Origin of the sequence: Chryseobacterium carnipullorum, assembly GCF_003815695.1 — a bacterium.
Taxonomy (GTDB): domain Bacteria; phylum Bacteroidota; class Bacteroidia; order Flavobacteriales; family Weeksellaceae; genus Chryseobacterium; species Chryseobacterium carnipullorum.
Genome location: NZ_CP033920.1, coordinates 1,662,910 through 1,686,927, shown reverse-complemented (window position 1 = coordinate 1,686,927; position 24,018 = coordinate 1,662,910). Strand labels below are relative to the sequence as shown.

Here is a 24,018-nt window from a genome sequence, read left to right as displayed (position 1 = left end):
TAGATGTTAAATATTAGATGTTAAACTTAAATACTAAGCTAACAGTTTTACAAATTTAGAATTATTTTATGATAGTAAAGGTATTAATCGAATTTGGTGCATCAGCAGCTTTCGAAAATACCGGCTGACCATTATAAAGCACCTCTGAAACCTGAAATAGTGACGGCGTCCAGCGGTAATGAATTTCCATCACATCAGTAACCGTGACTATCTGATTGTTTACAGTTCTGCTGAAGGAAAAAGCCAAATCTGAACGGTAGGTTTTATTTTCCGGACTGATCGAATCTTTTATAATTCTTCTTGCTCCGCTCAGATATTCAAAATAATACAATGAATCTGTGGTCATTCTCAGGGGGACAGATACTGGAGCAAGATCTGTTAATCCATTAATATCATTGACAGAATAGGCAGTATATGATCCGACCTTTTTAGGGTTCATCAGATCCTGTCCCACACTGTTTCTCACATCGAAGTTCATAATCTGATCAATCCTCTGTAAAGAATCGTCATCACTTCCACATGAAACTGTTAAAAAAAGGACAGCAATAAGTTTAAATATGAAAATATGATTGAGCTTAAATTTCATCTTCTGTAATTTTCAATAATCTTTTTTATGCAAATGTATAATTATATATTTGTTCTCGTAATATTTTACCATGTTTTTAAACAAACTCAAAAGATTAAACAGCAGCCACATCACGACCATCTTTAAAGGAAATTTTATTTCTAAGTTCGTTTTGGTGATTGGAGGGCTTCTGCTTGCAAAATATTACGGTTCATCAGAGTACGGCGTATTCAGTATCTACCTGAGCATCATGAGCATATTTACGGTAGTCTTAAGCCTTGCACAGGAACATATGATCATGCTTGAAGGAAATGAGGAGGATGTGAATAATAATTTCAGTGCGGCAGGAATTATTTCCGGAGGGATTATGGTTTTGGCTTTTCTACTGGTATTTATTCCTTTTGACATTCCAAAACACATCTTATTTCTTGGGATTTTCACCGGTTTTATTTATCTCTTTACCAACAATGCGAAATTTCTGCTGGCCAAAAAGAAACTTTTCAAACTGGTTTCCGTTCTGACGATCATAGATTCTTTGGTGAGTTTTATCTTTCAAGTGGTATTTGTATTCATCAAGATAGAAAACGGCCTTGTGATAGGAAGTCTGATCGGATATATTGCCGCCTTCCTGGCCGCTATTTATTACTCCAGAACCTATTATATAAAACCTGATTTCAAAAGATATATTGCCAATGCGAAAAAAAGGCCGGAGCTTTTTAAATATTCCTATCCATCAACCCTGATCAATGCTTTAGGGAATAATATAATGCCGATTCTGATATCTCTTTATTTTGCAGATTCATTGCTTGGGGAATATTCTTTGGCTGTAAAAATAATGTCGGTTCCTCTTCTTTTGATCTCATCTTCCATTGCAACAGTTTACTATCCGCGAGCTGCAGAGATTAATAACAGAGGACGAAGCAAAAGTGAATTGTTTGCGTACACCAAAAAGATGAGCCTGATGAACTTCTATATCATTTTTGCTCTCTATATTCTGGTGAACGTCGTTGGAATTCCCATTCTTGAAATGTTTTTCAATAAAAACTGGGAGCATCTCGGATTATTCATTTTTCTGATGTCATTTGGATATCTCACGAGAAGTCTGATCAATCCTATTTCAGATATTCTGACGATCCTGAAGAGAAATAATGTAGCAATGGTCTTTAACATTTATCTTTTCCTTGCTAATATTGCTGCTATACTGATCGGAAAGGAGAAAGGAATCAGTTATCTGGTGGGTATTTTCTCTCTATTCTTGTTTGTAGGTTATGGATTTTTGTATTTTTACATTATGTTTATTCTGAAGAAAAATGAATCCGATTAAAAAATTTATTGAATACCAAATCTTCCATAGAATTAATAATTTTTTCTATCCGGAGTATTACCGCCAAAAATATGATTATCTGCTTCCTCACGTTCTTTTTTTCTATTACTTGATTCCACAAAAGATACTGAGAATCAATGGGAAAGTTCCATGGCCGGTCCATTTTACATCAGAAATCAGGGGGTACCAGAATATTAAAAAGGGGATTATGTGTGATCCGGGAGATAATCCAAATATTTACATTCAGGCGAACAATGGTATCATTATCGGACATAATGTAGGTTTCGGAGCAGGAACATCATTAATATCTGCCAATCATAACCACAACGACCACAGCATTCATGACAAATGCCCGCCTATCACTATAGGAAACAATGTTTTTGTAGGAACAAATTCCGTGATTCTTCCGGGAGTAAAAATAGGTGATAATGTCGTTATCGGAGCCGGCTCTATTGTTGCGAAAGATATTCCTTCCAACTCTATTGCAGTAGGAAATCCTTGTAGAGTTATTAAACAAAAAGAACCCTACATTGAAGACTTCACGAAGACTATTTTCAACAGAAAGCTCCCTGAAGGCACCAATCTAAAGTTCTAGAAGATTGTATTTTATATGGGTCTAGGCAATCCCTGCTGCCCAGCTTTTTTCCAATGGCAGAAGAAAGTGACTTAAAAAGTCCAGGTAGGTATTTTTAGAGAAATCAAAAACCTGGATATCTTTTGGCAATTCTCCGCTTCTCAGTTGAGATTTAAAGTCCTGAAGCTTCAGCGTCTTTACTTCATTATTCTGCACAAAGCTGGCTTTCATTCTGTCGAAAAGTCCCAGTTGATATTCTCCGTCGATCTCGCGAATGATCTTCCCTAAGGCATCAATACTGCATCCTGAAGCCATTTCTTTTTCCTCGTCTACACATACCACGATAAACTGATTTTTCTCAATTTTAAAGGATGAATCAAGCGGTTTTCCGTGGGCCGCCCAGGTGGCAAGGAAATCGAACAGTTTTTCGGTGATCACTTTAGCCTCTTTGGTTTCAAATGGTCTGGATGCCGGGTATATAATGACTCTGTAATCGTTGGTTTCGACTATACTAGATTCTTCAATTTTCATATCCTTTCAATTTTAAAGTATAAAATTAAGAAATATTCCTGAGTTTATAATCAAGAAAAACTCAGGCCGAAACCTGAGTTTTCATCTATTTTCAATAGCATTCTACAAATCTTCTGCTTCAGCAAGAAGTTCGACGATATCCTTTACTGCTACTTCTTCGTTTTTGTTAAAGTGTTTTACTCCATCTGTCATCATGGTATTACAGAACGGACATCCTGTAGCAATGACTTTAGGCTGGAAAGATAAAGCTTCTTCCGTTCTTTCAATATTGATGTCTTTATTTCCTTTTTCAGGTTCTTTAAACATCTGTGCACCTCCTGCTCCACAGCACAAACCGTTGGTTTTACAACGTTTCATTTCTACAAGCTCGGCATCCAGTTTTTCAAGAAGAATTCTGGGAGCCTCATATTCGTTGTTGGCTCTTCCAAGGTAGCAAGGATCATGGAAAGTAATCTTCTTCCCTTTAAAAGCACCTCCTTCAATCTTCAGTCTTCCTTCTTCCATTAATGTTTTAAGGAACTGAGTATGGTGCACCACTTCGTAGTGTCCTCCCAGGCTTGGGTATTCATTTTTAAGGGTATTGAAACAGTGAGGGCAGGCAGTAACGATCTTTTTTACTTCGTAGGCATTCAGGACCTCAATATTGGTAAGGGCCATCATCTGGAAGACAAATTCGTTTCCTGCTCTTTTCGCGGGATCTCCGGTACAGCTTTCTTCTGGTCCCAGAACTGCAAATTCAACTCCTATTTTGTTTAATATCTTGCAAAAAGCTTTTGTGATTTTTTTGGCACGGTCGTCAAAACTTCCGGCACATCCCACCCAAAATAAAACTTCCGGGGATTTTCCTTCGGCAGCATATTCTGCCATTGTTTTTATATTGAAATCCATTTAATTGTAAAATGTATTTTTTATTAATGTAAAATGTACTTTAAAATTTTCAAGCTAAAATACTTTTGTACATGACTTGAACATTTTAATACAATAGATATTAATCTTTTGCCCAATTCAAACGGTCTGCCTGATTGTACTGCCAAGGGGCAGCATTGTTTTCTACATTCGTCATCATCAGATTCAGCTCCTGAGGGGCAGCAGACTGCTCCATCACAAGGAATCTTCTCATTTCGAAAATAATAGAAAGCGGATCCAGCAATACCGGACATGCTTCTGTACAGGCGTTACATGTGGTACATGCCCAAAGTTCTTCTTTGGTGATATAATCATTCAGAAGCTTCTTACCGTCGTCTTCGAATTTTCCGTTTTTGTCGATATTTCTGCCTACTTCTTCCAGTCTGTCTCTGGTTTTCATCAGAATAAGTCTCGGAGAAAGCTTTTTACCTGTAATGTTAGCAGGACATACTGAAGTACATCTTCCGCATTCGGTACAGGAATAGGCATTTAGCAATTGTACCTGATTCAGGTCAAATATATCTTCTGCTCCAAATTTAGAAGGAATATCCGCAGCTTCTCCTTCAGCCGGGGCGGCATAAGGGTCAGCGTTAGGGTCCATCATCAGTTTGATCTCTTTGGTTACAGAGTCAAGATTATTGAATTTTCCTTTTTGATCAAGATTCGCCAACCAGGTGCTTGGAAATGCCAAAATGATATGAAGGTGTTTTGAGTAATAAAGATAGTTCATGAAGAAAAGTATCCCTACAAAGTGGAACCACCAGGCACTTCTTTCAACAAACACTAAAAACCCATTATCAAAACTGAATATTTCTAAGAATGGAACCAATGTCATTTCGCTGATCGGAAAGCTTCCATGTTCCGCAAGAACACCTCTCATCTGCAGAACATAATCCGCAGAATTCATGCTAAAGAAAGCCATCATCAGAGCAAACTCTATGATCAGAATCCAGTTGGCATCATTTTTAGGCCAGCCAAAAAGTTCTTTCATGGTAAGCCTTTTGACGCCATAGAAGTTTCTTCGGATAAAGAAAATAACCACTCCAATGATTACTAAAAGAGCCAGTACTTCCAATGTTGCTGTAAAGAAATTGTAGAAACCGTGTCCAAAAACGGAAGCTAAGAATCTGTGGGTTCCAAAGATTCCATCCACAATAATTTCTATCAATTCGATATTGATAATAACAAAACCAACATATACGAAAAGGTGGAGAACACCTGCTACAGGACGTTTTACCATTTTACTCTGGCCCATCGCCACTCTGGCCATGGTTTCCCAGCGCTCAGCCTTCCTGTCGCTCCTGTTGATCTCTCTTCCAAGCTTGATATTTCTGTAAATCTTTTGCAGGCTTTTTGCAAAGAGCCCAAATCCAGCAATTAATAAGATCAGAAAAATAATGTTATCGATGTACTGCATAAGGTGATTAGTCTTTATTGTTCTTTCCGAAAACTGAGAAATTAATATACCTCTTAGGGTTTGCTTTCATATCTTCAATCAATGAATTCAGATTGGTAGAGGCAGAATTCAGATTATTGTAAAGTTGCTCATCTTTCATTAATTTCCCTAAGCTTCCTTGTCCGTTATCAACTCCTGCAATCACCTGATTAAGCTTTCCTACGGTAGCATCTAAATTTGATATTGTTGCATTCAGTTTTTTAGTATCGATGCTTTCTGCAAGATTTCCGTATTTATCCAAAGTTACTTTTCCACTCTGCATGGTAATACTTGCATCATCAAGTACTTTCTGCAATTTAGGGTCGTTATGTCCTACAAGACTGTTAACGCTTCCTGCAGTAGTCTGCAAAGCAGCTACGGTCTTATTTAGATTGGATAGTAATGCTTTGATCTCTGCTCTGTTCTGACCGTCGACCAATAGATTGGCATTAGCCATCAGAGAGTCTACACGGTGTAAAACCGTTTGCAGCTGATCCTTCACCGGTCCTACCTGAGAAGAAAGGCTTCCCAGTGTTCCGAGTTTGAAAGCCCCCTGCAGCGTATCGCCATCCTTTGCAGTCTGGCCACCGTACATAAGATTTACCCTCATTTCTTTGCCGGACATCAATCCAGGTTCAAAGATTTCAAGGGTTGAATTTTTGGAAAACTCGAACTTGTCATCTACCGTTATTTTCACAACAAAACTGATCTTTCCGTCTTTGGCCGTCCTTGGGATAATCTTATCAACCTGCCCTACTTTCAGACCATTAATGGAAACTGCAGAAGACTGAGCCAGACCTTCCACATTATCGTATTTTGCGTAAAATATATTATCAGTAGTGAAAAGACTTCTGCCTTTCATAAATTGAAACAACACTACAAAGCCTACAATAGCCAGAAGTGCGATCACACCAGCTTTTAATTCTTTACTGAACTTCACTTGCTAAATTTTTTCTAATGAGCAAATATAACACATTTTAAATTAATCTTTTTCTTTATTGTTCTGCGTTAAATACAAAAAAAGCGGCAGAAAAATCTGCCGCTTTTATATCTGTAAAAATTAATTTCTTACTGTTGTTGGTTTCCAACCTTGTTCCAGATCTCGATTCTATAATCTTTGATATCTGCATTATCCTGAAGGCTCTTCATCCAAGCCTGTCCGAACATTCCTGCATTTCTCTGACTGATAGATTCTGTGAACTGCTTAAGATCACCTGGCTGTTTGTTGATTGTTTCTGATTTTTTGATCAGTACATAAACTCCCGTCCCACCTTCGATAGGGTTAGAAAGTTTACCTTTTGCAACACCGAAAGCCGCACCAGCCACTTTAGGTTCCATAGAACCCGCTACTGAAGGATTAAGCATATTTACTTGCGCCGCCTGCTTTGTTGAAGCAAACATTTTAGCAATCTGATCTAGGCTTGAAGCTTTAGCTCCTGCAATTTTCTCAGCAATCTGTTTCGCTGCCAGTTTGTTTTTAACAATCGCTTCTATCTGATCTCTTACGGATTCTGCATCTGCAAGACCTGCGTCCTGTTTTCCGTTAAGGTAGGCTACAATTTTATCTCCTGTACCTTCTACAGTAAAGAATTCAGTATCTCCCTTATTGGTTTTCTTATTGAACGCCCAGGCTAAGATTTCTCCATCTTTATCTGTACCAAGTCCCTGAATCTGTCCGTCAAATCTTTTGGCAGCTTTAGGATTAGAGAACTGATAGTTTCCTTTTTTAGCAATATTCACGAAATCGTTGAAAGATTTCCCCTGAACCTGCTGAATAAATCTTCTTGCTTTTTTATCAGATTCTGCTTCCGTAGCATCTGAAGGCTTCACTTCTTTTACAAGGTTAGCTACTTTATAGCTCATTGACCCTGCTTTTTTATCTTCAATATTGATGATATGGTATCCGAACTGAGTTTCTACAACACCAGTAGCTCCTTTAGGGTTGTTGGCTAAATAAGTAAGGAATTCCGGAACGAAAGGCGTTTCAGGAGTTGTCCATCCTAAGCTTCCTCCTTGTGCTGCAGAACTTGGATCATTAGAAAGTTTAATAAACTCTGTAAATTTACCTGGATTGGCTTTTACAATAGCTCCAATAGAGTCTGCTAATTTCTTTGCCTGCTCCTTAGATCTTGTTACTCCTTCTCCTGCAGGACTTCCTTTGAAAGCAATCAGGATGTGTCTTGACAAGGTAGAGTCCGAAGTCTTTTTATCCAAAAGTTTTGAAACTACATAGAAGTTTTGCTCTTTGTAAGGTCCAAAAGTCTGTCCTATCGCGGCAGATGTGATCTGTCCCTGGATAGCCTGAGGCAATTGGTTAGGCTTTGAATACTGATTGTTAAAAGGCATATCAGAATTGGCCATTACAAACATAGAGTCATTTTTCGTATTCTGGAAGTTCTCAGTTCCTCCACTTGCATCTGTACCTCCAGAGAAAAGTTTATTGATTTCCTTCTGAGCCGCTGCATCATCTGCAGGGCTAGGTTTAGAAGGGAAATATACAACTCCAATATTTCTGCTAGGTTCAGCTTTAAACATTACCGGGTGTTGTTTGATATAGTTATCAAGGTCTGCCGTAGTAACGTTGATTTTCGTTTTCTGAAGGTATGCTGCGTAATCAATCTTTACAAAATCGATGTCTGCTAACTGGTCTCTCTGTTTCATAAGCTCTTCAGCTTCTTTCTTACCAGTCGTAATACCTGCTGAAATATTAGTAAACACCTGTCTCGCCATGAGTCTGTACTCAACGGTTTTTCTGGTTTTCAACCATTGGTTGTAACCTTCCGGATTGGTGCTTTTTAATGTTTCAATCTCTTTTTTAAGTTCTTGAGTTTTAAAATTACCTTTCTCGTCAAAGAACTGTTGTTGTTGGGCAAACATCTGATCATACTGGATCTGATTCCAGAAATAGTCGTCAGTCATCTCAAAGCCCAATTTCTCAAACTGTTGCTTGATAAGTTTAGATTGTACAAGTAACTGCCAAGCCTGCTCTTCAAGTCCCGTTTTTGGACGGCCTTGTTGTTCAGCCTGCTGTTGCAGTACGAAAAGCTGATCATTGAACTCTTCGCGGGTGACTTTCTCACCGTTTACTTTTCCTAAAACGTCAGGATTTTTCCCAAAAACCTTGTCGATGCTATCAGGGTTTACCAGAAACGCTAAAAGCGCCAATGCTATCACTCCCATCAAAAGCCAAGGCTTACTCCTAATCTGTCCTAAAATTGCCATTTTATATATTATAGTTTTTTATCAGTTTGCGAAAATACACATTTTTAAGAAATTAGAGAAGCAGAAGTCCTTTATTTTAATTTTTAAAATGAAAGATTGTTGAAAAAAGGAAATTTTGACCATATTTTTTAGCAAAAAACAAATGGCATAGGTATTGTGCATTATACAGAAGTATAATACGCTGCACGTTTTCAGCGCATATTATAAAATATCATTTTAACGATTTAAAACGAAGATGACAATTTGTCATTTGATTAACTATGACAGAATTTGAAGATATTAGTTTAGAGGAAATGATCAGCGATGGGTTTGACATTGTTGCAGAAGAGATCAATCTTTCAGACTTCTCGGAGACTGATAAAAATTCCGAACAAAAAATATTCCCTATCCTTCCTGTAAGAAATATGGTCATGTTTCCCAACGTGGTAATTCCAATTACTGCGGGAAGAAAAACATCGATACAGCTTTTGGAAGAAGCACAGAAAAACGGTGATTTCATCGGAATCGTAAGCCAGAAAAACTCAGAACTGGAGCAGCCTGGTGAAAAAGACATGTACTCCACCGGCACACTAGCCAAAATCATAAAAATTATAAAACTTCCTGAAGGAAACATCACTGCTATTACCAAAGGGTTCCACAGATTTAAGATCAGAAAGATTGTAGAAAGCAAACCTTATTTTAAAGCGGAAATCACAAAACTAAAAGATACCCGTCCGAAAAACAAGGAAGAATATGATGCGCTGCTTGAAAATATAAAAGATCTGGCCCTAAAGATTATTGAACTGGATCCGAATATTCCAAATGCGGCCAATTTTGCGATCAAGAATATTACGAACAATGATGATCTTCTGAACTTCATCTGCACCAACTCCAATTTCCCATCGATAGAAAAGCAAAAACTTCTCGAAGAAAAAAGTCTGCTAGAAAGGGCGAATAAGTGTTATGAGATGATGCACGAAGATTTCAGAAAACTGGAATTAAGAAATCAGATCCATCAGAAAACTTCAAAAGACCTTGACAAGCAGCAGAGAGAATATTTTCTGAATCAACAAATCAGAACCATTCAGGATGAGCTTGGCGGTGGTCCTGAAAGTGATGTGGAAGAACTTATCGATAAAGCAAGTAGAAAAAAATGGAATCAGGAAGTGGAAGACCATTTCCAGAAGGAGATCAACAGACTACAGCGTCAGAATCCGAACTCTCCTGATTACAACGTACAGAGAAATTATCTTGACTTCTTTACAGATCTTCCATGGGAAACCTATACAAAAGATGTTTTTGATATTGCTAAAGCTGAAAAGATCTTAGATAAAGCTCATTTTGGATTAGAAGATATTAAGAAAAGAATTCTGGAGCACATGGCGGTTTTAAAATTGAAAAACAACATGAAGTCTCCAATTCTATTGCTAGTAGGACCTCCGGGAGTAGGAAAAACCTCTTTGGGGAAATCTGTGGCTGATGCGCTGGGAAGAAAATATGTAAGGTTATCTCTGGGTGGACTTCATGACGAAAGTGAGATCCGCGGACATAGAAAAACATACATTGGAGCGATGGCGGGAAGAATTCTGCAAACAATCAAAAAATCAGGTACTTCCAACCCGGTCATTGTTCTTGATGAAATTGATAAAATTGCACAGGGGCTTCACGGTGATCCGAGCTCAGCACTTCTTGAAGTTCTTGATCCTGAACAGAATAAGTCTTTCTATGATAACTTCTTAGAAATGGGTTATGACTTATCCAAAGTCATGTTTATCGCGACTGCCAATTCTTTATCCACAATCCAGACACCGCTTTTAGACAGAACGGAGATCATCCAGATTGCAGGCTATACGATGGAGGAAAAAACGGAAATTGCGAAAAGACATTTAATAAAAAAACAACAGGAAGAAAACGGATTGGATGCCAAATCATTCAAACTTGGAAATCCTGAGCTTAAACATATTATTGAAGCACACACTTCGGAAAGCGGGGTAAGAACTTTAGAAAAAAGAATTGCTGCCATTGCAAGATGGGTTGCCCTTCAGACTGCTCTTGTAAAAGAGTACGACCCAAAGATTACCATTGAGAAAGTAGACGAGATTCTTGGGGTTCCAAGACCGAAAAGTCTGTCTGAGATCACTGGTGTACCGGGTGTCGTGACCGGTTTAGCGTGGACAAGCGTTGGAGGAGACATTTTATACATCGAAAGTATTTTAAGCAACGGAAAAGGAAGTCTTACCATGACCGGAAACTTGGGTACAGTGATGAAAGAGTCCGCTACTATTGCTTTAGAATATATCAAAGCCAGACATGATGATCTTGGAATAGCTCAGGAAGATCTGGACAAGAAAAACATCCACGTTCACGTTCCGGAAGGGGCAACACCGAAAGACGGACCGTCTGCGGGTATTGCGATGCTGACTTCAATGGTGTCTTCATTCAAGAACAAGAAAGTAAGACCTCACCTTGCAATGACGGGAGAAATAACATTAAGAGGAAAAGTACTTCCTGTAGGCGGAATTAAAGAAAAACTTCTTGCTGCTACACGAGCTGGTATCAAAGAGGTTATCCTGTGTGAGGCCAACAGAAAAGATGTAGAGGAAATCAAGAAGGATTATCTTAAAAATCTGACTGTCCATTATGTGAACAGAATGGAAGAGGTGATCGATGTAGCCATCGAAAAATAATTCAGAACATATCAACTCTCAATAAGAAAACGCGTCTCAGATTCTGGGATGCGTTTTTTATTATATTGGATTCCATCAAAAAAGATGCAAAAATTTTGATGTTTGGCACATTTTTAAGTTCAATACAGTGTCCGCAGTAAAAGGACCTAAATTTTATGAAAAATCCAAGATGACAAATAGCTGAGATCGTTTTAGATAAAGACGTACCACACGGCCTTGTTTAAAGATCTTCTATTAAAAAAAGAATTATGTTAATTAAACGAAAACAGTCCATAAATTAGATGCGTTTTCTTATTTTTATCCTACAGATTTGAAAAATTATGAATTTCCTTAGACTTCCCTTCCTTGTTAAGCTTACCCTTGTTATCATTTCCATTATCGGACTGGGTTATCTGCTCACGCTTGGGCAAAGCATTTTAGCCCCTTTCTTCTTAGCTTTCTTAATGGCTATGCTATTTCTTCCGGCTGCTACTTTCATGGAAAGAAGGTTAAGATTCCCACGATCTATATCAACGATGACTTCGGTTTTCGTTATGCTGGCTATTTTAGCCGGAATCATTTATTTTTTCGGATCGCAGCTTTCTGATTTCAGTAAAGATCTGCCCCATCTCAGGGATCAGATGACGACTGTTTTCAATAATCTGCAGCACTGGATCTCAAAAACATTCAATGTTAAAATTAACGAACAGCTTGATTATATTAATCAGGGATTGAATAAATTATTGTCTTCTTCAGGAGTCATCCTGGGCTTTACTTTTGGAATATTTTCCAGTGGATTTGGCTTCATTGTTTTTTTCACCCTGTTTTTTATCTTTATTTTAAATTACAGAAGAATCCTTAATAATTTTATTGTAACGGTCTTTAACGAGAAGCACAAAGCCAGCGTACAGGAAGTAGTTACTGAGATCAGAGTAATGACCAAGAAATATATTTTCGGACTTTGCCTGCAGGTTCTTATTGTTTCCATTCTGTGCTCTATTCTCCTTACTATTTTAGGCGTGAAGTATGCTATACTTCTTGCGGTGCTGACGGGTTTATTGAATGTGATTCCTTATCTTGGAATCTGTATTTCTCTTTTAATTTCATGTTTTATCGCCTTTGCCACGGGAACACCTTCTACCTGTGTTTACGTAGCTATTGGCTATATTGCGATTCATGTTATCGACGGAAATATTGTCCTTCCATTTGTAGTAGGCTCAAAAGTAAAGATCAATGCCCTGTTTTCCTTTATTGGAATTATTTTGGGTGAACATTTGTGGGGAATTGCAGGAATGTTTCTCTGTATTCCGGCCATTGCGATTATTAAAATTATTTTTGAAAGAGTTGAAGGTCTAAAACCTTGGGGTAAACTGCTTGGAGAAGAAGAAAAGCTTAATAAAAAGAAAAAGAGCTACAAAATATCTAAGAATATTACATTAAAGGAGATGGACTGATCTTGATTGATGAGCATTAAATTATAAGTCATACCAGTCTATCATCGACTATATATAAAAAAAGCTGCCTCACTTGAGACAGCTCTATTGTTAAGTTTTTACAATGCACATAACGGATCCATCCCGTTAGGACAAGTCTGGTTACATGGAATATACGCATGGCTATCAGGACAGTATCCTAAATCCGAACCACCTCCACCGCCTGGACCTCCTAAACAAGGGTCTCCTGGTGGAATTTTACAAGGACATCCTTCTGGTCCAATATCACAGATAGGCGGTTTCCCTCCTCCATTGATTTTTTTTAAATTTTCACGATCTAGTTTTTGAAGATTTTTCAGCATAATACAATTGTTTAGTTTGATTTGTACAACAAATATATTAAACAAAATCAAAATATAACAGCTGACACCCAACAAAACGAAAGATATTCATAAGTTTCATCTAAATTAAATAAACGAATATCATTTTTGTTTTACATTTGATATAAAATCAACAATATGAAAATCGTAAAATTTATTCTATCCTTTATATTCGCATTGATGTTCATCAATGCCGGTTTGAACAAATTCTTCCACTATTCTCCAATGCCTAAAATGACTCCTGAGCAAGTGAAAATATTTGCTGCTTTTGGTGAAATCGGCTGGCTTTTGCCTTTAGTGGGAATCGTAGAAATTATCGGTGGGGTATTATTTATCTTTCCAAAGACCAAAGCATTGGGTGCTATCATGCTTCTTCCCGTTATGGTAGGCATTGTTATTCATAATCTATACAGAGATCCCAGCCAAATGGGAATCATCACCGCAATAGTGATGTTTCTTATCAATATCTGGGCAATTATTGATGACCGGGAAAAATATAAGGCTTTGATAAGTTAAAAAGACAATAGATGATGGGTTGAAGGTAGCAGGTAACATCGTGCAGATTAACCTGCAACCTATCATCTGCTACCTGCTATCTTTTATTATACAAATGCACTGAAACCTGTAATCGATCTTCCTACGATAAGGGAATTGATCTCTTTCGTTCCTTCGTACGAATAGATCGCTTCAGCATCTGCAACAAATCTTGCGACGTCATATTCAAGGAGAATACCGTTTCCTCCCAGGACTTCTCTTGCTCTGGAAACAATATCCCTGGTTCTCAAAGTACAGAAAACTTTAGCCAGTGAAGCATGTTCGTCTTTTAAAATCCCTTCATCCTGCATTTCAGACAGTCTGAAAACCATGGTCTGCATTGCGGTAAGATTGGACAACATTTCTACCAAATGTCCCTGAATCATCTGGAATGAGGCAATAGGCTTCCCGAACTGTTCTCTCGTTCTGGTATATTGTAATGCACTTTCGTATGCACCCCTTGCACAACCTGTAGCCATCCAGGCTACTCCTGCCCTGGTCATACGCAGTACTTTTCCGGTGTCTTTGAATGAATTAGCATTCTGAAGACGGTTGTCTTCGGTGACAAGACAATCGGTTAAAGTAATCAATCCATTCTGAACAATTCTCAATGCCATTTTTCCTTTGATTTTTTCAACGGAGTACCCCGGATTATCTTTTTCGACAATGAAACCTTTTACTTCACCACTGTCAAGATCTCTTGCCCAGATAATGATTAAGTCAGCAAAGGTGGCGTTTCCTATCCATTTTTTCTGACCATTAAGGATCCAGCCTTCCTCTGTTTTTTTACAGGTAACCGTAAGACCACCTGCAGCTCCGGATCCTACTTCAGGCTCCGTAAGTCCGAAAGCTCCTATTTTTTCAAACTTCTGCATTTGTGGCAGCCATTTCTGTTTCTGTTCTTCTGATCCGCAGATATAAATAGATCCCATCGCCAATCCGGACTGAACACCAAAGAATGTAGCAATAGAAGCATCAATTCTCGCCATTTCCATAGCGATAACACCTTCCATCAGAAAAGGCATTCCCGGACAGCCATATCCTTCATAGGTAACGCCACAGATATTCAGTTTCTGGAATTTTGGAATGAGTTCAAAAGGAAATTCGTCTCTTAACCAGTAATGATTTACCAAAGGTTTTACTTCTTTTTCCATGAACGCTCTTACTTTAAGCTGAATCTCACGTTGCTCCGGAGTTAAGGTATGGTAGATATCATAAAAATCCCCATCAATTGGGGGAAGTTCCCGCTTTTTCTTATTAGGATCAAGCATTTTTATCATTCCGTTCAACTGCTGATCATCCAGTTTGGAAAAATTCTGCATCAGCTTGGGAAGATCAACTTTTTGAGAAATAGCACTCAGTTGGTCAAAATCTATCGACCTGAATAATTCTAAAGCGTTTCTGATTTTGGAAAAAGTATTTGACATAGTAATGTTTTGTGGGATTGATTTGTAAAAGTTAAGCAAAAATTGCTCCGAAAATACGCCCTAAAAGGACACTCCATTTTACAAAACACTCATTTCCAATTCGTTAAAATAGAAATATTTCTTTACAATTTTTTTACGCCTGATTTTCAAATATTACAAACGATCCTGAAAGAACTTTGACCTAAGTAAACCCACAAAAAAATCAACGCTATGAAAACGACTTACATTCAATTATCTCTTTCAGCATTTCTTTTATTAGGAATTTATTCATGTAAAAAGGGAGAAGCGACCACCACTGAAAATTACGCTGCTGATTCCACTGCTGCTGTTTCCCTTTCAGACAGTGTCTCTTCTGTGGCCTCTATGAAAGTAAAAGACAAACAATTCATCAAAACAGCAGATGTCAATATGGAAGTGAAGGATGTGTATGACGCAACGATTTCCATTGAAAAGACAGTCCAGGACCTTGGAGGCTTTGTTACCCACAGCAACCTTCAGAGCAATGTGATTTCACAGGATACTTACAATACTTCCGATAATGATGCAATGCTGATCAAAAAGTATCAGACTGAAAACACAATCCAGGCACGTGTTCCTACAGAAAAATTGGGTGAGCTCCTTGTCAAAATCAATGATAAAAAACTGTTTTTAAATTCCAGAACAATTCATGCTGAAGATGTAACATCCAACATTAAGTATGCGGAAATGGAAGGCAAAAGAATAAAAAAGACCGAAGAAAATATCAGTCAGCTAAAAGCAAACAAGGATAAAGTAAAACTGGACAACAACAATATGGCGGAAGGAAATCTGCAGCAGCTTGCCAATATGGACACTACAGACGATATCAAATACAGCACTATAGATATTTATATCAAAGAACCTAAACTTCGCATTGCGGAAATTGCTGTGACCAATACCCGGAATATTGACAATCAATATAAATTCAACTTTATATATGATGCTAAAAATGCCTTTGTAGAAGGATTTTATCTGATCCAAAAGATTGCTGTGGGACTTATCACAGTATGGCCTTTATTATTAATCTTAGCTGCAGTGGTATACTTTTTAAGAAAAAGAAAGCTTACCAAACCGGAAACTACGAAAGTTTCAGAATAAAAAAGCAATCCTAACCAATTGGTTATCATCATAATTTTAGATTTTTCAAACCTCCTCCTCAGGAGGTTTTTTATTTTTTTCAAAAAAAACTGTAACGATCATTATACTGCCCTTACCTACTGTTTAAAAGAATAAATAATCAAAAACTTAACTATATGAAAAATTTAATACAACTTGGGCTCGCTGCAGTATTATCAGCAACCTTTATCACAGCAAAGGCCCAAAGCAAGGAAACCGAAAACAGTACAGTTTGGGAAATTTCAGGGAATGGGCTTACAAAACCTTCTTATATAGCAGGAACCTTTCATATCATGTGCAGTCAGGATTTTGAAATTAAACCGAAAGTCATGAAAGCCCTTGAAAAATCTGATCAATTCGTAATGGAGATCAATTATACGGATCCGGCTGAAATGGCAGCCATGCAGACAATGTATCAAACCGATAAAAAACTATCCGATCAGCTGACTCCTGAAGAATCTGCGGAGTTAGACAACGTACTCGCTGATTACGGAACAGATTTAAAGAAGATGGATCACTCGAGTTCACAGGGCCTGTATGCACTTATTTCATTAAAAGCATTGCCATGTCCGCAAACTGATATCAAATTATATGAAATAGAACTGCTTCAAAATGCTCTTAAAAATAAAAAGAAAGTCTTTGGACTTGAAAAAGTAAACGATCAGATGACTTCCATCAATAAGGCTTACGATCTGAAAGCGGTAATAGGACAGTTAAAAATGGGAAAAGAATATGAAATCCTTCTTAAGAAAATGGTAGCAGCATTTAAAAAAGAAGATGTACAATCGGTTTATTCCCTTTTTAAAGATGACAAAATAATGAATGCGGAACAGGAAAAATTAATGCTTACGGACCGAAATAAAAACTGGGCAGAAAAAATGCCGGAAATGAAGAAAAAAGAAAGTGCTTTCTTTGCCATTGGAAGCGCTCATCTTATGGGTGAGAACGGAATAATCCTTCTTTTAAGATCGAAAGGATACACCGTGAAACCCATTTTAAGCCTTTAATTATAACCAAACCATGAAATCGTCGTGAGCAGCCAAACTGAAACCGCTTTTTTAAAGCTCGTCAACCAACACAAAGGCATCTTATATAAGGCCTCCCGCATCTATGCGGATTCTTTGGAAGACCGGGAAGACCTGCAGCAGGAAATCCTTATTCAACTGTGGAAATCTTACCAGAACTTCAAAGGCAACAGTGAATTCTCAACATGGATGTACCGGGTGGCCATCAATACCGCCATTACTTATTTAAAAAAAGAAAAACAACGGACGAGTAATCAAACAGATGTGCCGGGCCATTTTGAAGTACAAAATGAAGACTATAATCCCGCCAAGGATAAGCAGCTGGAAGTTTTTTACAGTGCTGTCCAGGAACTCAAAGCACTTGAAAAAGCCATTATCTTTTATTTCATGGAAGGGATGTCTCATAAGGAGATTGGTGAAAACCTGGGGCTAAGTGAAGTCAATGCCCGCGTAAAACTTAACAGAACCAAAGAAAAAATACAGCAAATCATAAAAAAATCAGGCTATGAATTTTGATCAATTAAAAGAGCAGTGGAATAACGAAGACAACAGCAGCGTCAGTATTCCTAACACCATAGAACAATTAAAGAAAAGCAAGCATCCTATTGAAAAGATCCAGAAAAGTATGAAAGCAGAATTTCCCATGCAGATCATTGCCATCATTCTTATTGCTTTCTTTCCACAGCTGCTGGATTTTCCGCCTTCTCAGTATATCATTTATTATACATCCTATGCGATGCTTGTCGTTATATCTTCCTATTACTTTTTCGGGTTTTATAAATTTTATAAGCAAACGGAACTGTATTCCGGAAATACCAAAAACAGTCTCTGGAAAATATACCATGAATTGAAACTGAATATGGAACGGTATCAGTCATTTGGATTCCTGTTGCTTCCCCATTTCATGATTGCATTAGGACTGGAATTCTATAATCTGTTTGAGAAAAAAGGAAAGTCTTTAGGAAATTTTGCCGATGTCTATCAACAGACTTTGATTCTCATCGTTCTTGCTGGAACCGTAGCGATTGTAGCCAGCATTGTTTTATGGACTCGATACATCTACGGAAGAAATGCCAAGCGCCTTGAAAATATTCTGAACGAAATGGACGAATAATTTTCTTATTCATCTGTCACTAACAATAACAACGAACCTCAGACTTGATCTGGGGTTTGTTTTTTAAAAAAATGTTATTTATCACGTTCAAATTGATCTGAGGTTTTATTTTTCCTTAAATTTGCACATCAGAAATAAAATGACATGGATTTAAAACATTTTCGATCCAATCTTCATTTTTGAATCTATCTAATTTCTAAAATATGCTATCAAAAATAAATCCTATACAAACTACCAGCTGGAAAGCGCTTGACGAACATTTTGCAGGTAATGACTTCGATTTGAGAAGTCTTTTCCAGTATAACCCTGAGCGTTTTAAAGAATTTTCTTTGCAGAAAGATAATTTTCTTTTTGATTACTCTAAAAATCTGATCGACTCAAGAACCAGAGATCTTTTACTTCAATTAGCAGAAGAATGTCAGTTGAAAGATGCTATTTCTAAAATGTTTTCCGGTGACAAGATCAACGAAACTGAAGGAAGAGCAGTGCTTCATACTGCGTTGAGGGATTTTTCAGATAAAGAAATCATTGTAGACGGTGAAAATATCAAACCTCAGATCAGAAGGGTTCTTGACCACATGAAAGCCTTCTCTGAAAAAATTATTTCAGGAGAGCACAAAGGTTTCAGTGGAAAAGAAATCACTGATATAGTAAATATCGGAATCGGAGGTTCAGATCTTGGACCGGTGATGGTTTGCTCTGCATTAAAGCATTTTAAAACAAGATTAAACGTTCATTTCGTTTCAAACGTTGACGGGAATCACATTGCAGAAACCGTAAAAAAACTGAATCCTGAAACGACATTGTTCATCATTGCTTCAAAGACTTTTACAACTCAGGAAACCATGACCAATGCCAACTCTGCAAAAGACTGGTTCCTGAAAGCAGGAAAAGAAGAAGACGTTGCCAAGCATTTCGTAGCTTTATCTACAAACGTTGAAGCTGTTAAACAGTTTGGTATCGCAGAAGAAAATATATTTGAGTTCTGGGACTGGGTAGGCGGAAGATATTCTCTTTGGAGTGCTATCGGCCTTAGCATCGTTCTGGCAGTTGGATATGACAATTTCGAGGAACTTTTGAAGGGAGCTTCCGACACTGACCAACATTTCCAGACGGCTGATTTCTCAGAAAACGTTCCGGTATTAATGGGTCTTTTAGGCATCTGGTACCGTAATTTCTATGCGGCAACAACGTATGCCATCCTTCCTTATTCTCAATATCTGGACAGGTTTGCAGCCTATCTTCAGCAGGGAGATATGGAAAGTAACGGAAAATGTGTGGACCGAAACGGAGAATTTGTAGAATATGAAACTGGGCCTATTATCTGGGGTGAGCCGGGAACAAACGGACAACATGCTTTCTATCAGCTTATCCATCAGGGAACAGAACTTATTCCTGCGGATTTTATCGCTTATGTAAAAAGCAGCAATGCGGTTTCTGATCATCAGCCTAAACTTTTAGCTAACTTTTTTGCACAGACTGAAGCTCTTGCCTTTGGAAAATCAGAAGAAGAAGTGGAACAGGAATTAAGAAACGAAGGGAAATCCGATGAAGAAATTGACAGATTACTGAACTATAAAGTCTTCCACGGAAACACCCCCACCAACTCAATATTATTCAATGAATTAACTCCATTTTCATTGGGACAGTTGATTGCCATGTACGAGCATAAGATTTTTGTTCAGGGAGTGATCTGGAATATTTTCAGCTTCGACCAGTTCGGGGTGGAATTAGGAAAAGTTTTAGCCAATAAAATCCTTCCTGAGCTTGAAAACAATGAAGCGATCAATTCTCATGACAGCTCTACAAACGGACTGATCAACTATTATAAAGGAAATAAATAGCAGATGTCTGCATTACGATCATATTATTATAAGCTTCCTCCCAGTCTCAGGCTTTTGGGAAGAAAGATCTATTATTTCCCAATAGACCTGTATGAAGGTCTTACCGGAAAGAGATCTAAGAATGAACCTAAAAAAGGTGACATCTATGTGGGCGGCAGCGACTTTATTCCTCACGGGATCCGTCAGGTAAATGCCCTTAAAAAATATATCGGCTTACAAAATACAGATCATGTCCTGGATGTAGGATGCGGAATCGGAAGAACCGCTGTAGCACTTACAGGAATTATTGATCACGGAACGTATGACGGGTTTGATGCTGTAGAAAAAGGAATCAACTGGTGTAATAAAAATATCGGTAAGAAGTATCCGAATTTTAAATTCAAGTTTACCCCGATTTATAATGACCTGTACAACACTTTCAGCCAAAAAGCAGAGAGTTTTACATTTCCTTATGATCAGGCACAATTTGACAAAGTATTCCTGTTCTCGGTTTTCACGCATATGCAGATTCCCGAGATTAAAAGATATCTGAATGAGATCAGCCGGGTTTTGAACAGCAGCGGACAGTGTTTAGCCACTTTCTTTCTGTATGATGACTCTAAAACGGAATTTGGAACCATGCCTTTTCCGCACCAATATGAAGGCTACAGGCTGATGGACGATAAAGTGACCGCAGCGAATATTGCGGTAAGTATTCCTCTACTGCATCAGATGGCTGCAGAAGCAGGTTTAAAAGTGACCACAGTAAAAGAAGGATTCTGGAGAACCAATGTAGATAAGGAAAGTGCTGATGAATTCCAGGATATTGTTGTATTCAATAAAATCTAAATAAAAGTAAAAAAAGTAAAAATGGCAGAAATTCTTGACGGACTTAAAGTATCCAAGGAAATAAAAGCAGAGATCAAGGTGGAAGTAGAAAAGATCCTTGAAAGCAAGAAAAGAGCACCACATTTGGTAGCGATTCTTGTAGGAAACAACGGAGCGAGCAAGGCGTATGTAAACAGTAAGGTAAAAGACTGTGAGGAAGTAGGATTCCGTTCTACACTTGTCAAATTCCCAAGCACAGTTTCTGAATCTGAATTATTGGAAAAAATTGATGAACTGAATAAATCTAAGGCAGTAGACGGTTTCATTGTACAGCTTCCTTTACCGGATCAGATCGATCAGGAAAAGATCATTCTGGCTATTGATCCAAGAAAAGATGTAGATGGATTCCATCCTGAGAATTTCGGAAAAATGGCTCTGGAAATGGATACTTTCCTTCCTGCTACTCCTTTCGGGATTCTGACCTTATTGGAAAGATATAATATTGAAACCAAAGGAAAAGATTGTGTCATCATCGGAAGAAGTAAAATCGTAGGAAGACCGATGAGCATCCTGATGGGAAGAAAAGATTTCCCGGGGAACTCTACCGTAACTTTGACCCACTCTTACACAAAAGACATCGAAGAATATACAAAAAAGGCCGATATCGTTATTACCGCTTTAGGTGATCCTCATTTCTTAAAAGGAGATATGATCAAAGATGGCGCAGTCATCGTGGATGTAGGAATCACAAGAGTAGATGATGACTCTCCAAAAGGATATTATCTGGCAGGTGACGTGGATTTTGACAGTTGTGCAGCGAAAGCAAGCTGGATTACACCAGTACCTGGAGGAGTAGGCCCGATGACGAGAGCCATGCTGATGAAGAACACCATCATCGCATACAAAACTTCGGTCTATAACGACTAATTTTAAAATGAACAAAGAAGAAGATATTTTATTAAAAGAAGGTAAAATGCTCCCCGTAATGGAGCATTTTTACACTTTACAGGGAGAAGGAGCCCACACCGGAAAAGCGTCTTATTTCATCAGATTGGGAGGCTGCGATGTTGGGTGTCACTGGTGTGACGTCAAAGAAAGCTGGGATCCGAACCTCCACCCATTGATGAATGCAGAGGAAATTGCCGAAACGGCAGCAAAACACTGTAAGACGATTGTTCTGACAGGTGGAGAACCCCTGATGTGGAATCTGGACATTTTAACCTCCAAATTAAAGGAACTGGGATGCACTATACATATTGAAACTTCAGGTGCTTATCCATTAAGTGGTCAGATCGACTGGATCACCCTTTCTCCCAAGAAAACAGGGCTTCCGAAAGAAGAGATCTACGAGAAGGCAAGTGAACTTAAAGTAATCATATTCAACCAACACGACTTCACCTTTGCGCAGGAGCAGGCAGCAAAAGTTTCTGAACAATGTAAACTGTACATGCAAAGCGAATGGAGTAAGCGTGATGAGATGTATCCAAAGATTACCGATTTCATTTTGGCTCATCCCGAATGGCAGGCTTCTGTGCAGACGCATAAATATCTGAATATCCCGTAAAGCTTTAAATAAGGTTATTTTTTTATCTATAATGGATGTTTTTATGACATGAAGTATCCAAGTAGTAGGATGAAGGTTTATAATATTCACCGAATATAGAATATACGATAAAAATTATGTACCTTAGCTCTTCGTATCCGTTATAAACACCGATAGATGCAGAGAATTCGATACTCTAGATACCTGAAATCGATCATCATTTTGCTTGACCTTATGGTTATTGCATCTATCTTCATATTCTTTTTTATCAGCAGAAATGAAAGCTTGCGTTACCATGAAGAAACCTGGTATCAAAATGTTTTTTCCCTGATATTACTATTTATGTTCTGGATGCTGTTAAGTGGCAGAACAAAGATTTATAATATTCAGAGAAATCTTACGTATACTTTATTTTTAGAACGTCTTTTGATCCATTTCCTGTTTTTTATATTGGGAGTTCTCCTTATTGGAAAGGTAAGTAAAAATGTGTTTTTCAATTCAGATATTTACTGGCTTTCATTTTACCTATTTTTCTTTATTTTCCTGGCAAAATCAGTCATTTATTTTGCCATAAAATATTTCCGTTCTCTGGGGGTCAACTACAGAAATGTAATGTTTCTGGGAGAAACGGGCTCTACAGAGATTTTGAAGAATATTTTTAAGGAAAGAAAGGATTACGGTTATAAAACTTTTGATTATGAAAAGTCAGACATAAGTCCGAATGAACTCGTTAGTTTTTGGAAGAAAAACGGAATTCACACCCTGTTTTTGTCTACAGAAAATAATTTTAGCGACAGTATAGAGCAAGAAATTTTCAAACTGGCTGAAGATAATAAAGTTCACGTTTCGTTGATTCCCAGCATCACACAAAGTGATTTTTTCCTGTATGATCTTGGATACATTCAGACTCAGCCGATTCTAAGCCAGGCAAAATACCCGCTGGATTATTATTCCAACTTCCTGGTTAAAAGGGTTTTTGATATCGCTTTTTCAGTGATTATCTTAGTCCTACTCTGCTCATGGCTATTTCCAATCATTGCTGCTGTCATAAAAGCAACATCAAAAGGCCCCGTTTTTTTTGTTCAGAAAAGATATGGTTTCCATGAAGAGGTATTTTCATGCCTGAAGTTCAGAACCATGGTCGTCAATGAGGAGTCTTCGACAAAAACTACAGAAGAGAATGATTCAAGGATCACCAAAATCGGAAAGTTCCTCAGGAAAACAAGTCTTGATGAGCTTCCCCAGTTTATCAATGTTTTGAAAGGAGAAATGTCTATCGTAGGACCCCGTCCCCATATGCTGGCGGTTGACAATTATTATAAACCAAAGATAGGAAGATACAGCTTAAGAAGTATGGTCTCTCCCGGTATCACAGGCCTTGCTCAGGTAAGCGGACTGCGTGGAGACTACGGAGACGTGGAAGTAGAAATGAAAAAAAGGATTCTTGCAGACACTTTCTATGTAAGAAACTGGAGTTTTGTATTGGATCTGGTCATCATTTTAAAGACCGTTTTATTAGTGATCGGCGGTGATAAAAACGCAAAATAAATCAAACAAAAGGGTAAGATCAAGATT

The 24,018-nt window shown here is 37.9% G+C and carries 22 protein-coding genes; 14 read left to right on the top strand and 8 right to left on the bottom strand.

What is annotated here, in order from left to right; translation table 11 throughout:
• Nucleotides 1-61 precede the first annotated feature (61 nt).
• On the bottom strand, nt 62-586 hold the full coding sequence (locus tag EG346_RS07780; protein ID WP_123877855.1) for a hypothetical protein: 525 nt from the start codon (nt 584-586) through the stop codon (nt 62-64).
• Nucleotides 587-656: 70 nt separating this feature from the next.
• Here EG346_RS07780 and EG346_RS07775 point away from each other — a divergent pair, with 70 nt between their 5' ends.
• A complete protein-coding gene (locus EG346_RS07775; protein ID WP_123877853.1) occupies nt 657-1,889 on the top strand; it encodes a lipopolysaccharide biosynthesis protein in 1,233 nt (410 codons plus the stop codon).
• The gene (locus tag EG346_RS07770) at nt 1,876-2,484 is read left to right on the top strand and encodes an acyltransferase (protein ID WP_123877851.1); all 609 of its coding nucleotides are present in this window, start codon (nt 1,876-1,878) and stop codon (nt 2,482-2,484) included. The genes EG346_RS07775 and EG346_RS07770 overlap by 14 nt, the downstream gene beginning before the upstream one ends.
• 21 nt (nt 2,485-2,505) lie before the next feature.
• Here the strand turns inward: EG346_RS07770 and EG346_RS07765 are convergent, their stop codons facing one another.
• The 5 genes from EG346_RS07765 to EG346_RS07745 all read right to left on the bottom strand — a co-directional run bounded on the left by EG346_RS07765 (nt 2,506) and on the right by EG346_RS07745 (nt 8,557).
• The gene (locus tag EG346_RS07765; RefSeq protein ID WP_123877849.1) at nt 2,506-2,994 is read right to left on the bottom strand and encodes a hypothetical protein; all 489 of its coding nucleotides are present in this window, start codon (nt 2,992-2,994) and stop codon (nt 2,506-2,508) included.
• 102 nt (nt 2,995-3,096) lie between these two features.
• A complete protein-coding gene (locus EG346_RS07760; RefSeq protein WP_073328989.1) occupies nt 3,097-3,882 on the bottom strand; it encodes a (Fe-S)-binding protein in 786 nt (261 codons plus the stop codon).
• 100 nt (nt 3,883-3,982) lie between these two features.
• Entirely contained in the window at nt 3,983-5,317 is a 1,335-nt protein-coding gene (locus tag EG346_RS07755) for a 4Fe-4S dicluster domain-containing protein (RefSeq protein WP_123877847.1), read from the bottom strand.
• 7 nt (nt 5,318-5,324) lie between these two features.
• Nucleotides 5,325-6,275 carry an MlaD family protein gene (locus EG346_RS07750; protein ID WP_073328985.1) on the bottom strand — a complete coding sequence of 317 codons (951 nt, stop codon included), beginning with the start codon at nt 6,273-6,275 and terminating at the stop codon, nt 5,325-5,327.
• Nucleotides 6,276-6,403: 128 nt separating this feature from the next.
• Nucleotides 6,404-8,557 (bottom strand): peptidylprolyl isomerase, encoded by a 2,154-nt coding sequence (locus EG346_RS07745; RefSeq protein WP_123877845.1) that lies wholly within the window; start codon nt 8,555-8,557, stop codon nt 6,404-6,406.
• A gap of 260 nt (nt 8,558-8,817) precedes the next feature.
• Here EG346_RS07745 and lon point away from each other — a divergent pair, with 260 nt between their 5' ends.
• Nucleotides 8,818-11,223 (top strand): endopeptidase La, encoded by a 2,406-nt coding sequence (gene lon, locus EG346_RS07740; protein WP_073328980.1) that lies wholly within the window; start codon nt 8,818-8,820, stop codon nt 11,221-11,223.
• Nucleotides 11,224-11,543: 320 nt separating this feature from the next.
• Entirely contained in the window at nt 11,544-12,656 is a 1,113-nt protein-coding gene (locus EG346_RS07735) for an AI-2E family transporter (protein ID WP_123877843.1), read from the top strand.
• Between the two features lie 98 nt (nt 12,657-12,754).
• Here EG346_RS07735 and EG346_RS07730 read toward each other — a convergent pair whose 3' ends face one another.
• On the bottom strand, nt 12,755-12,997 hold the full coding sequence (locus EG346_RS07730) for a bacteriocin-like protein (RefSeq protein WP_073328975.1): 243 nt from the start codon (nt 12,995-12,997) through the stop codon (nt 12,755-12,757).
• A 156-nt stretch (nt 12,998-13,153) separates the two neighbouring features.
• Between EG346_RS07730 and EG346_RS07725 the strand changes: the two genes are divergently transcribed.
• Nucleotides 13,154-13,531: a DoxX family protein gene (locus tag EG346_RS07725; protein WP_073328972.1), complete on the top strand. Its 378-nt coding sequence runs from the start codon at nt 13,154-13,156 to the stop codon at nt 13,529-13,531.
• An 86-nt stretch (nt 13,532-13,617) separates the two neighbouring features.
• On the opposite strand, the gene EG346_RS07720 is transcribed toward EG346_RS07725, so the two are convergent.
• Nucleotides 13,618-14,976, bottom strand: a complete 1,359-nt coding sequence (locus EG346_RS07720; protein ID WP_123877841.1) for an acyl-CoA dehydrogenase family protein — start codon at nt 14,974-14,976, stop codon at nt 13,618-13,620.
• A 210-nt stretch (nt 14,977-15,186) separates the two neighbouring features.
• Between EG346_RS07720 and EG346_RS07715 the strand changes: the two genes are divergently transcribed.
• The 9 genes from EG346_RS07715 to EG346_RS07675 all read left to right on the top strand — a co-directional run bounded on the left by EG346_RS07715 (nt 15,187) and on the right by EG346_RS07675 (nt 23,991).
• Complete coding sequence (locus EG346_RS07715) at nt 15,187-16,092, top strand: DUF4349 domain-containing protein (protein WP_123877839.1); 906 nt, start codon at nt 15,187-15,189, stop codon at nt 16,090-16,092.
• A 155-nt stretch (nt 16,093-16,247) separates the two neighbouring features.
• The gene (locus tag EG346_RS07710) at nt 16,248-17,117 is read left to right on the top strand and encodes a TraB/GumN family protein (RefSeq protein WP_123877837.1); all 870 of its coding nucleotides are present in this window, start codon (nt 16,248-16,250) and stop codon (nt 17,115-17,117) included.
• Between the two features lie 24 nt (nt 17,118-17,141).
• A complete protein-coding gene (locus tag EG346_RS07705; RefSeq protein WP_123877835.1) occupies nt 17,142-17,651 on the top strand; it encodes an RNA polymerase sigma factor in 510 nt (169 codons plus the stop codon).
• Nucleotides 17,641-18,249, top strand: coding sequence for a hypothetical protein (locus tag EG346_RS07700; RefSeq protein ID WP_123877833.1), 609 nt, complete (start codon nt 17,641-17,643; stop codon nt 18,247-18,249). The genes EG346_RS07705 and EG346_RS07700 overlap by 11 nt, the downstream gene beginning before the upstream one ends.
• A gap of 203 nt (nt 18,250-18,452) precedes the next feature.
• A complete protein-coding gene (pgi, locus tag EG346_RS07695; RefSeq protein WP_123877831.1) occupies nt 18,453-20,093 on the top strand; it encodes a glucose-6-phosphate isomerase in 1,641 nt (546 codons plus the stop codon).
• A 3-nt stretch (nt 20,094-20,096) separates the two neighbouring features.
• On the top strand, nt 20,097-20,921 hold the full coding sequence (locus EG346_RS07690) for a class I SAM-dependent methyltransferase (RefSeq protein ID WP_123877829.1): 825 nt from the start codon (nt 20,097-20,099) through the stop codon (nt 20,919-20,921).
• Between the two features lie 21 nt (nt 20,922-20,942).
• Nucleotides 20,943-21,827 carry a bifunctional 5,10-methylenetetrahydrofolate dehydrogenase/5,10-methenyltetrahydrofolate cyclohydrolase gene (locus tag EG346_RS07685; RefSeq protein ID WP_034701320.1) on the top strand — a complete coding sequence of 295 codons (885 nt, stop codon included), beginning with the start codon at nt 20,943-20,945 and terminating at the stop codon, nt 21,825-21,827.
• A 7-nt stretch (nt 21,828-21,834) separates the two neighbouring features.
• Nucleotides 21,835-22,464, top strand: coding sequence for a 7-carboxy-7-deazaguanine synthase QueE (locus tag EG346_RS07680; RefSeq protein WP_123877827.1), 630 nt, complete (start codon nt 21,835-21,837; stop codon nt 22,462-22,464).
• Nucleotides 22,465-22,620: 156 nt separating this feature from the next.
• Nucleotides 22,621-23,991, top strand: coding sequence for an exopolysaccharide biosynthesis polyprenyl glycosylphosphotransferase (locus EG346_RS07675; protein WP_073328947.1), 1,371 nt, complete (start codon nt 22,621-22,623; stop codon nt 23,989-23,991).
• Nucleotides 23,992-24,018: the final 27 nt, after the last annotated feature.

What these genes read in the sequence shown, in the direction of transcription:
- EG346_RS07745 (WP_123877845.1), bottom strand. Translation starts at nt 8,557, where the DNA reads ATGGCAATTTTAGGACAGATTAGGAGTAAGCCTTGGCTTTTGATGGGA.
- lon (WP_073328980.1), top strand. Translation starts at nt 8,818, where the DNA reads ATGACAGAATTTGAAGATATTAGTTTAGAGGAAATGATCAGCGATGGG.
- EG346_RS07715 (WP_123877839.1), top strand. Translation starts at nt 15,187, where the DNA reads ATGAAAACGACTTACATTCAATTATCTCTTTCAGCATTTCTTTTATTA.
- EG346_RS07725 (WP_073328972.1), top strand. Translation starts at nt 13,154, where the DNA reads ATGAAAATCGTAAAATTTATTCTATCCTTTATATTCGCATTGATGTTC.
- EG346_RS07680 (WP_123877827.1), top strand. Translation starts at nt 21,835, where the DNA reads ATGAACAAAGAAGAAGATATTTTATTAAAAGAAGGTAAAATGCTCCCC.
- EG346_RS07710 (WP_123877837.1), top strand. Translation starts at nt 16,248, where the DNA reads ATGAAAAATTTAATACAACTTGGGCTCGCTGCAGTATTATCAGCAACC.
- EG346_RS07685 (WP_034701320.1), top strand. Translation starts at nt 20,943, where the DNA reads ATGGCAGAAATTCTTGACGGACTTAAAGTATCCAAGGAAATAAAAGCA.
- EG346_RS07700 (WP_123877833.1), top strand. Translation starts at nt 17,641, where the DNA reads ATGAATTTTGATCAATTAAAAGAGCAGTGGAATAACGAAGACAACAGC.
- EG346_RS07780 (WP_123877855.1), bottom strand. Translation starts at nt 586, where the DNA reads ATGAAATTTAAGCTCAATCATATTTTCATATTTAAACTTATTGCTGTC.
- EG346_RS07760 (WP_073328989.1), bottom strand. Translation starts at nt 3,882, where the DNA reads ATGGATTTCAATATAAAAACAATGGCAGAATATGCTGCCGAAGGAAAA.
- EG346_RS07720 (WP_123877841.1), bottom strand. Translation starts at nt 14,976, where the DNA reads ATGTCAAATACTTTTTCCAAAATCAGAAACGCTTTAGAATTATTCAGG.
- EG346_RS07770 (WP_123877851.1), top strand. Translation starts at nt 1,876, where the DNA reads ATGAATCCGATTAAAAAATTTATTGAATACCAAATCTTCCATAGAATT.
- EG346_RS07735 (WP_123877843.1), top strand. Translation starts at nt 11,544, where the DNA reads ATGAATTTCCTTAGACTTCCCTTCCTTGTTAAGCTTACCCTTGTTATC.
- EG346_RS07755 (WP_123877847.1), bottom strand. Translation starts at nt 5,317, where the DNA reads ATGCAGTACATCGATAACATTATTTTTCTGATCTTATTAATTGCTGGA.
- EG346_RS07690 (WP_123877829.1), top strand. Translation starts at nt 20,097, where the DNA reads ATGTCTGCATTACGATCATATTATTATAAGCTTCCTCCCAGTCTCAGG.
- EG346_RS07675 (WP_073328947.1), top strand. Translation starts at nt 22,621, where the DNA reads ATGCAGAGAATTCGATACTCTAGATACCTGAAATCGATCATCATTTTG.
- EG346_RS07775 (WP_123877853.1), top strand. Translation starts at nt 657, where the DNA reads ATGTTTTTAAACAAACTCAAAAGATTAAACAGCAGCCACATCACGACC.
- pgi (WP_123877831.1), top strand. Translation starts at nt 18,453, where the DNA reads ATGCTATCAAAAATAAATCCTATACAAACTACCAGCTGGAAAGCGCTT.
- EG346_RS07730 (WP_073328975.1), bottom strand. Translation starts at nt 12,997, where the DNA reads ATGCTGAAAAATCTTCAAAAACTAGATCGTGAAAATTTAAAAAAAATC.
- EG346_RS07765 (WP_123877849.1), bottom strand. Translation starts at nt 2,994, where the DNA reads ATGAAAATTGAAGAATCTAGTATAGTCGAAACCAACGATTACAGAGTC.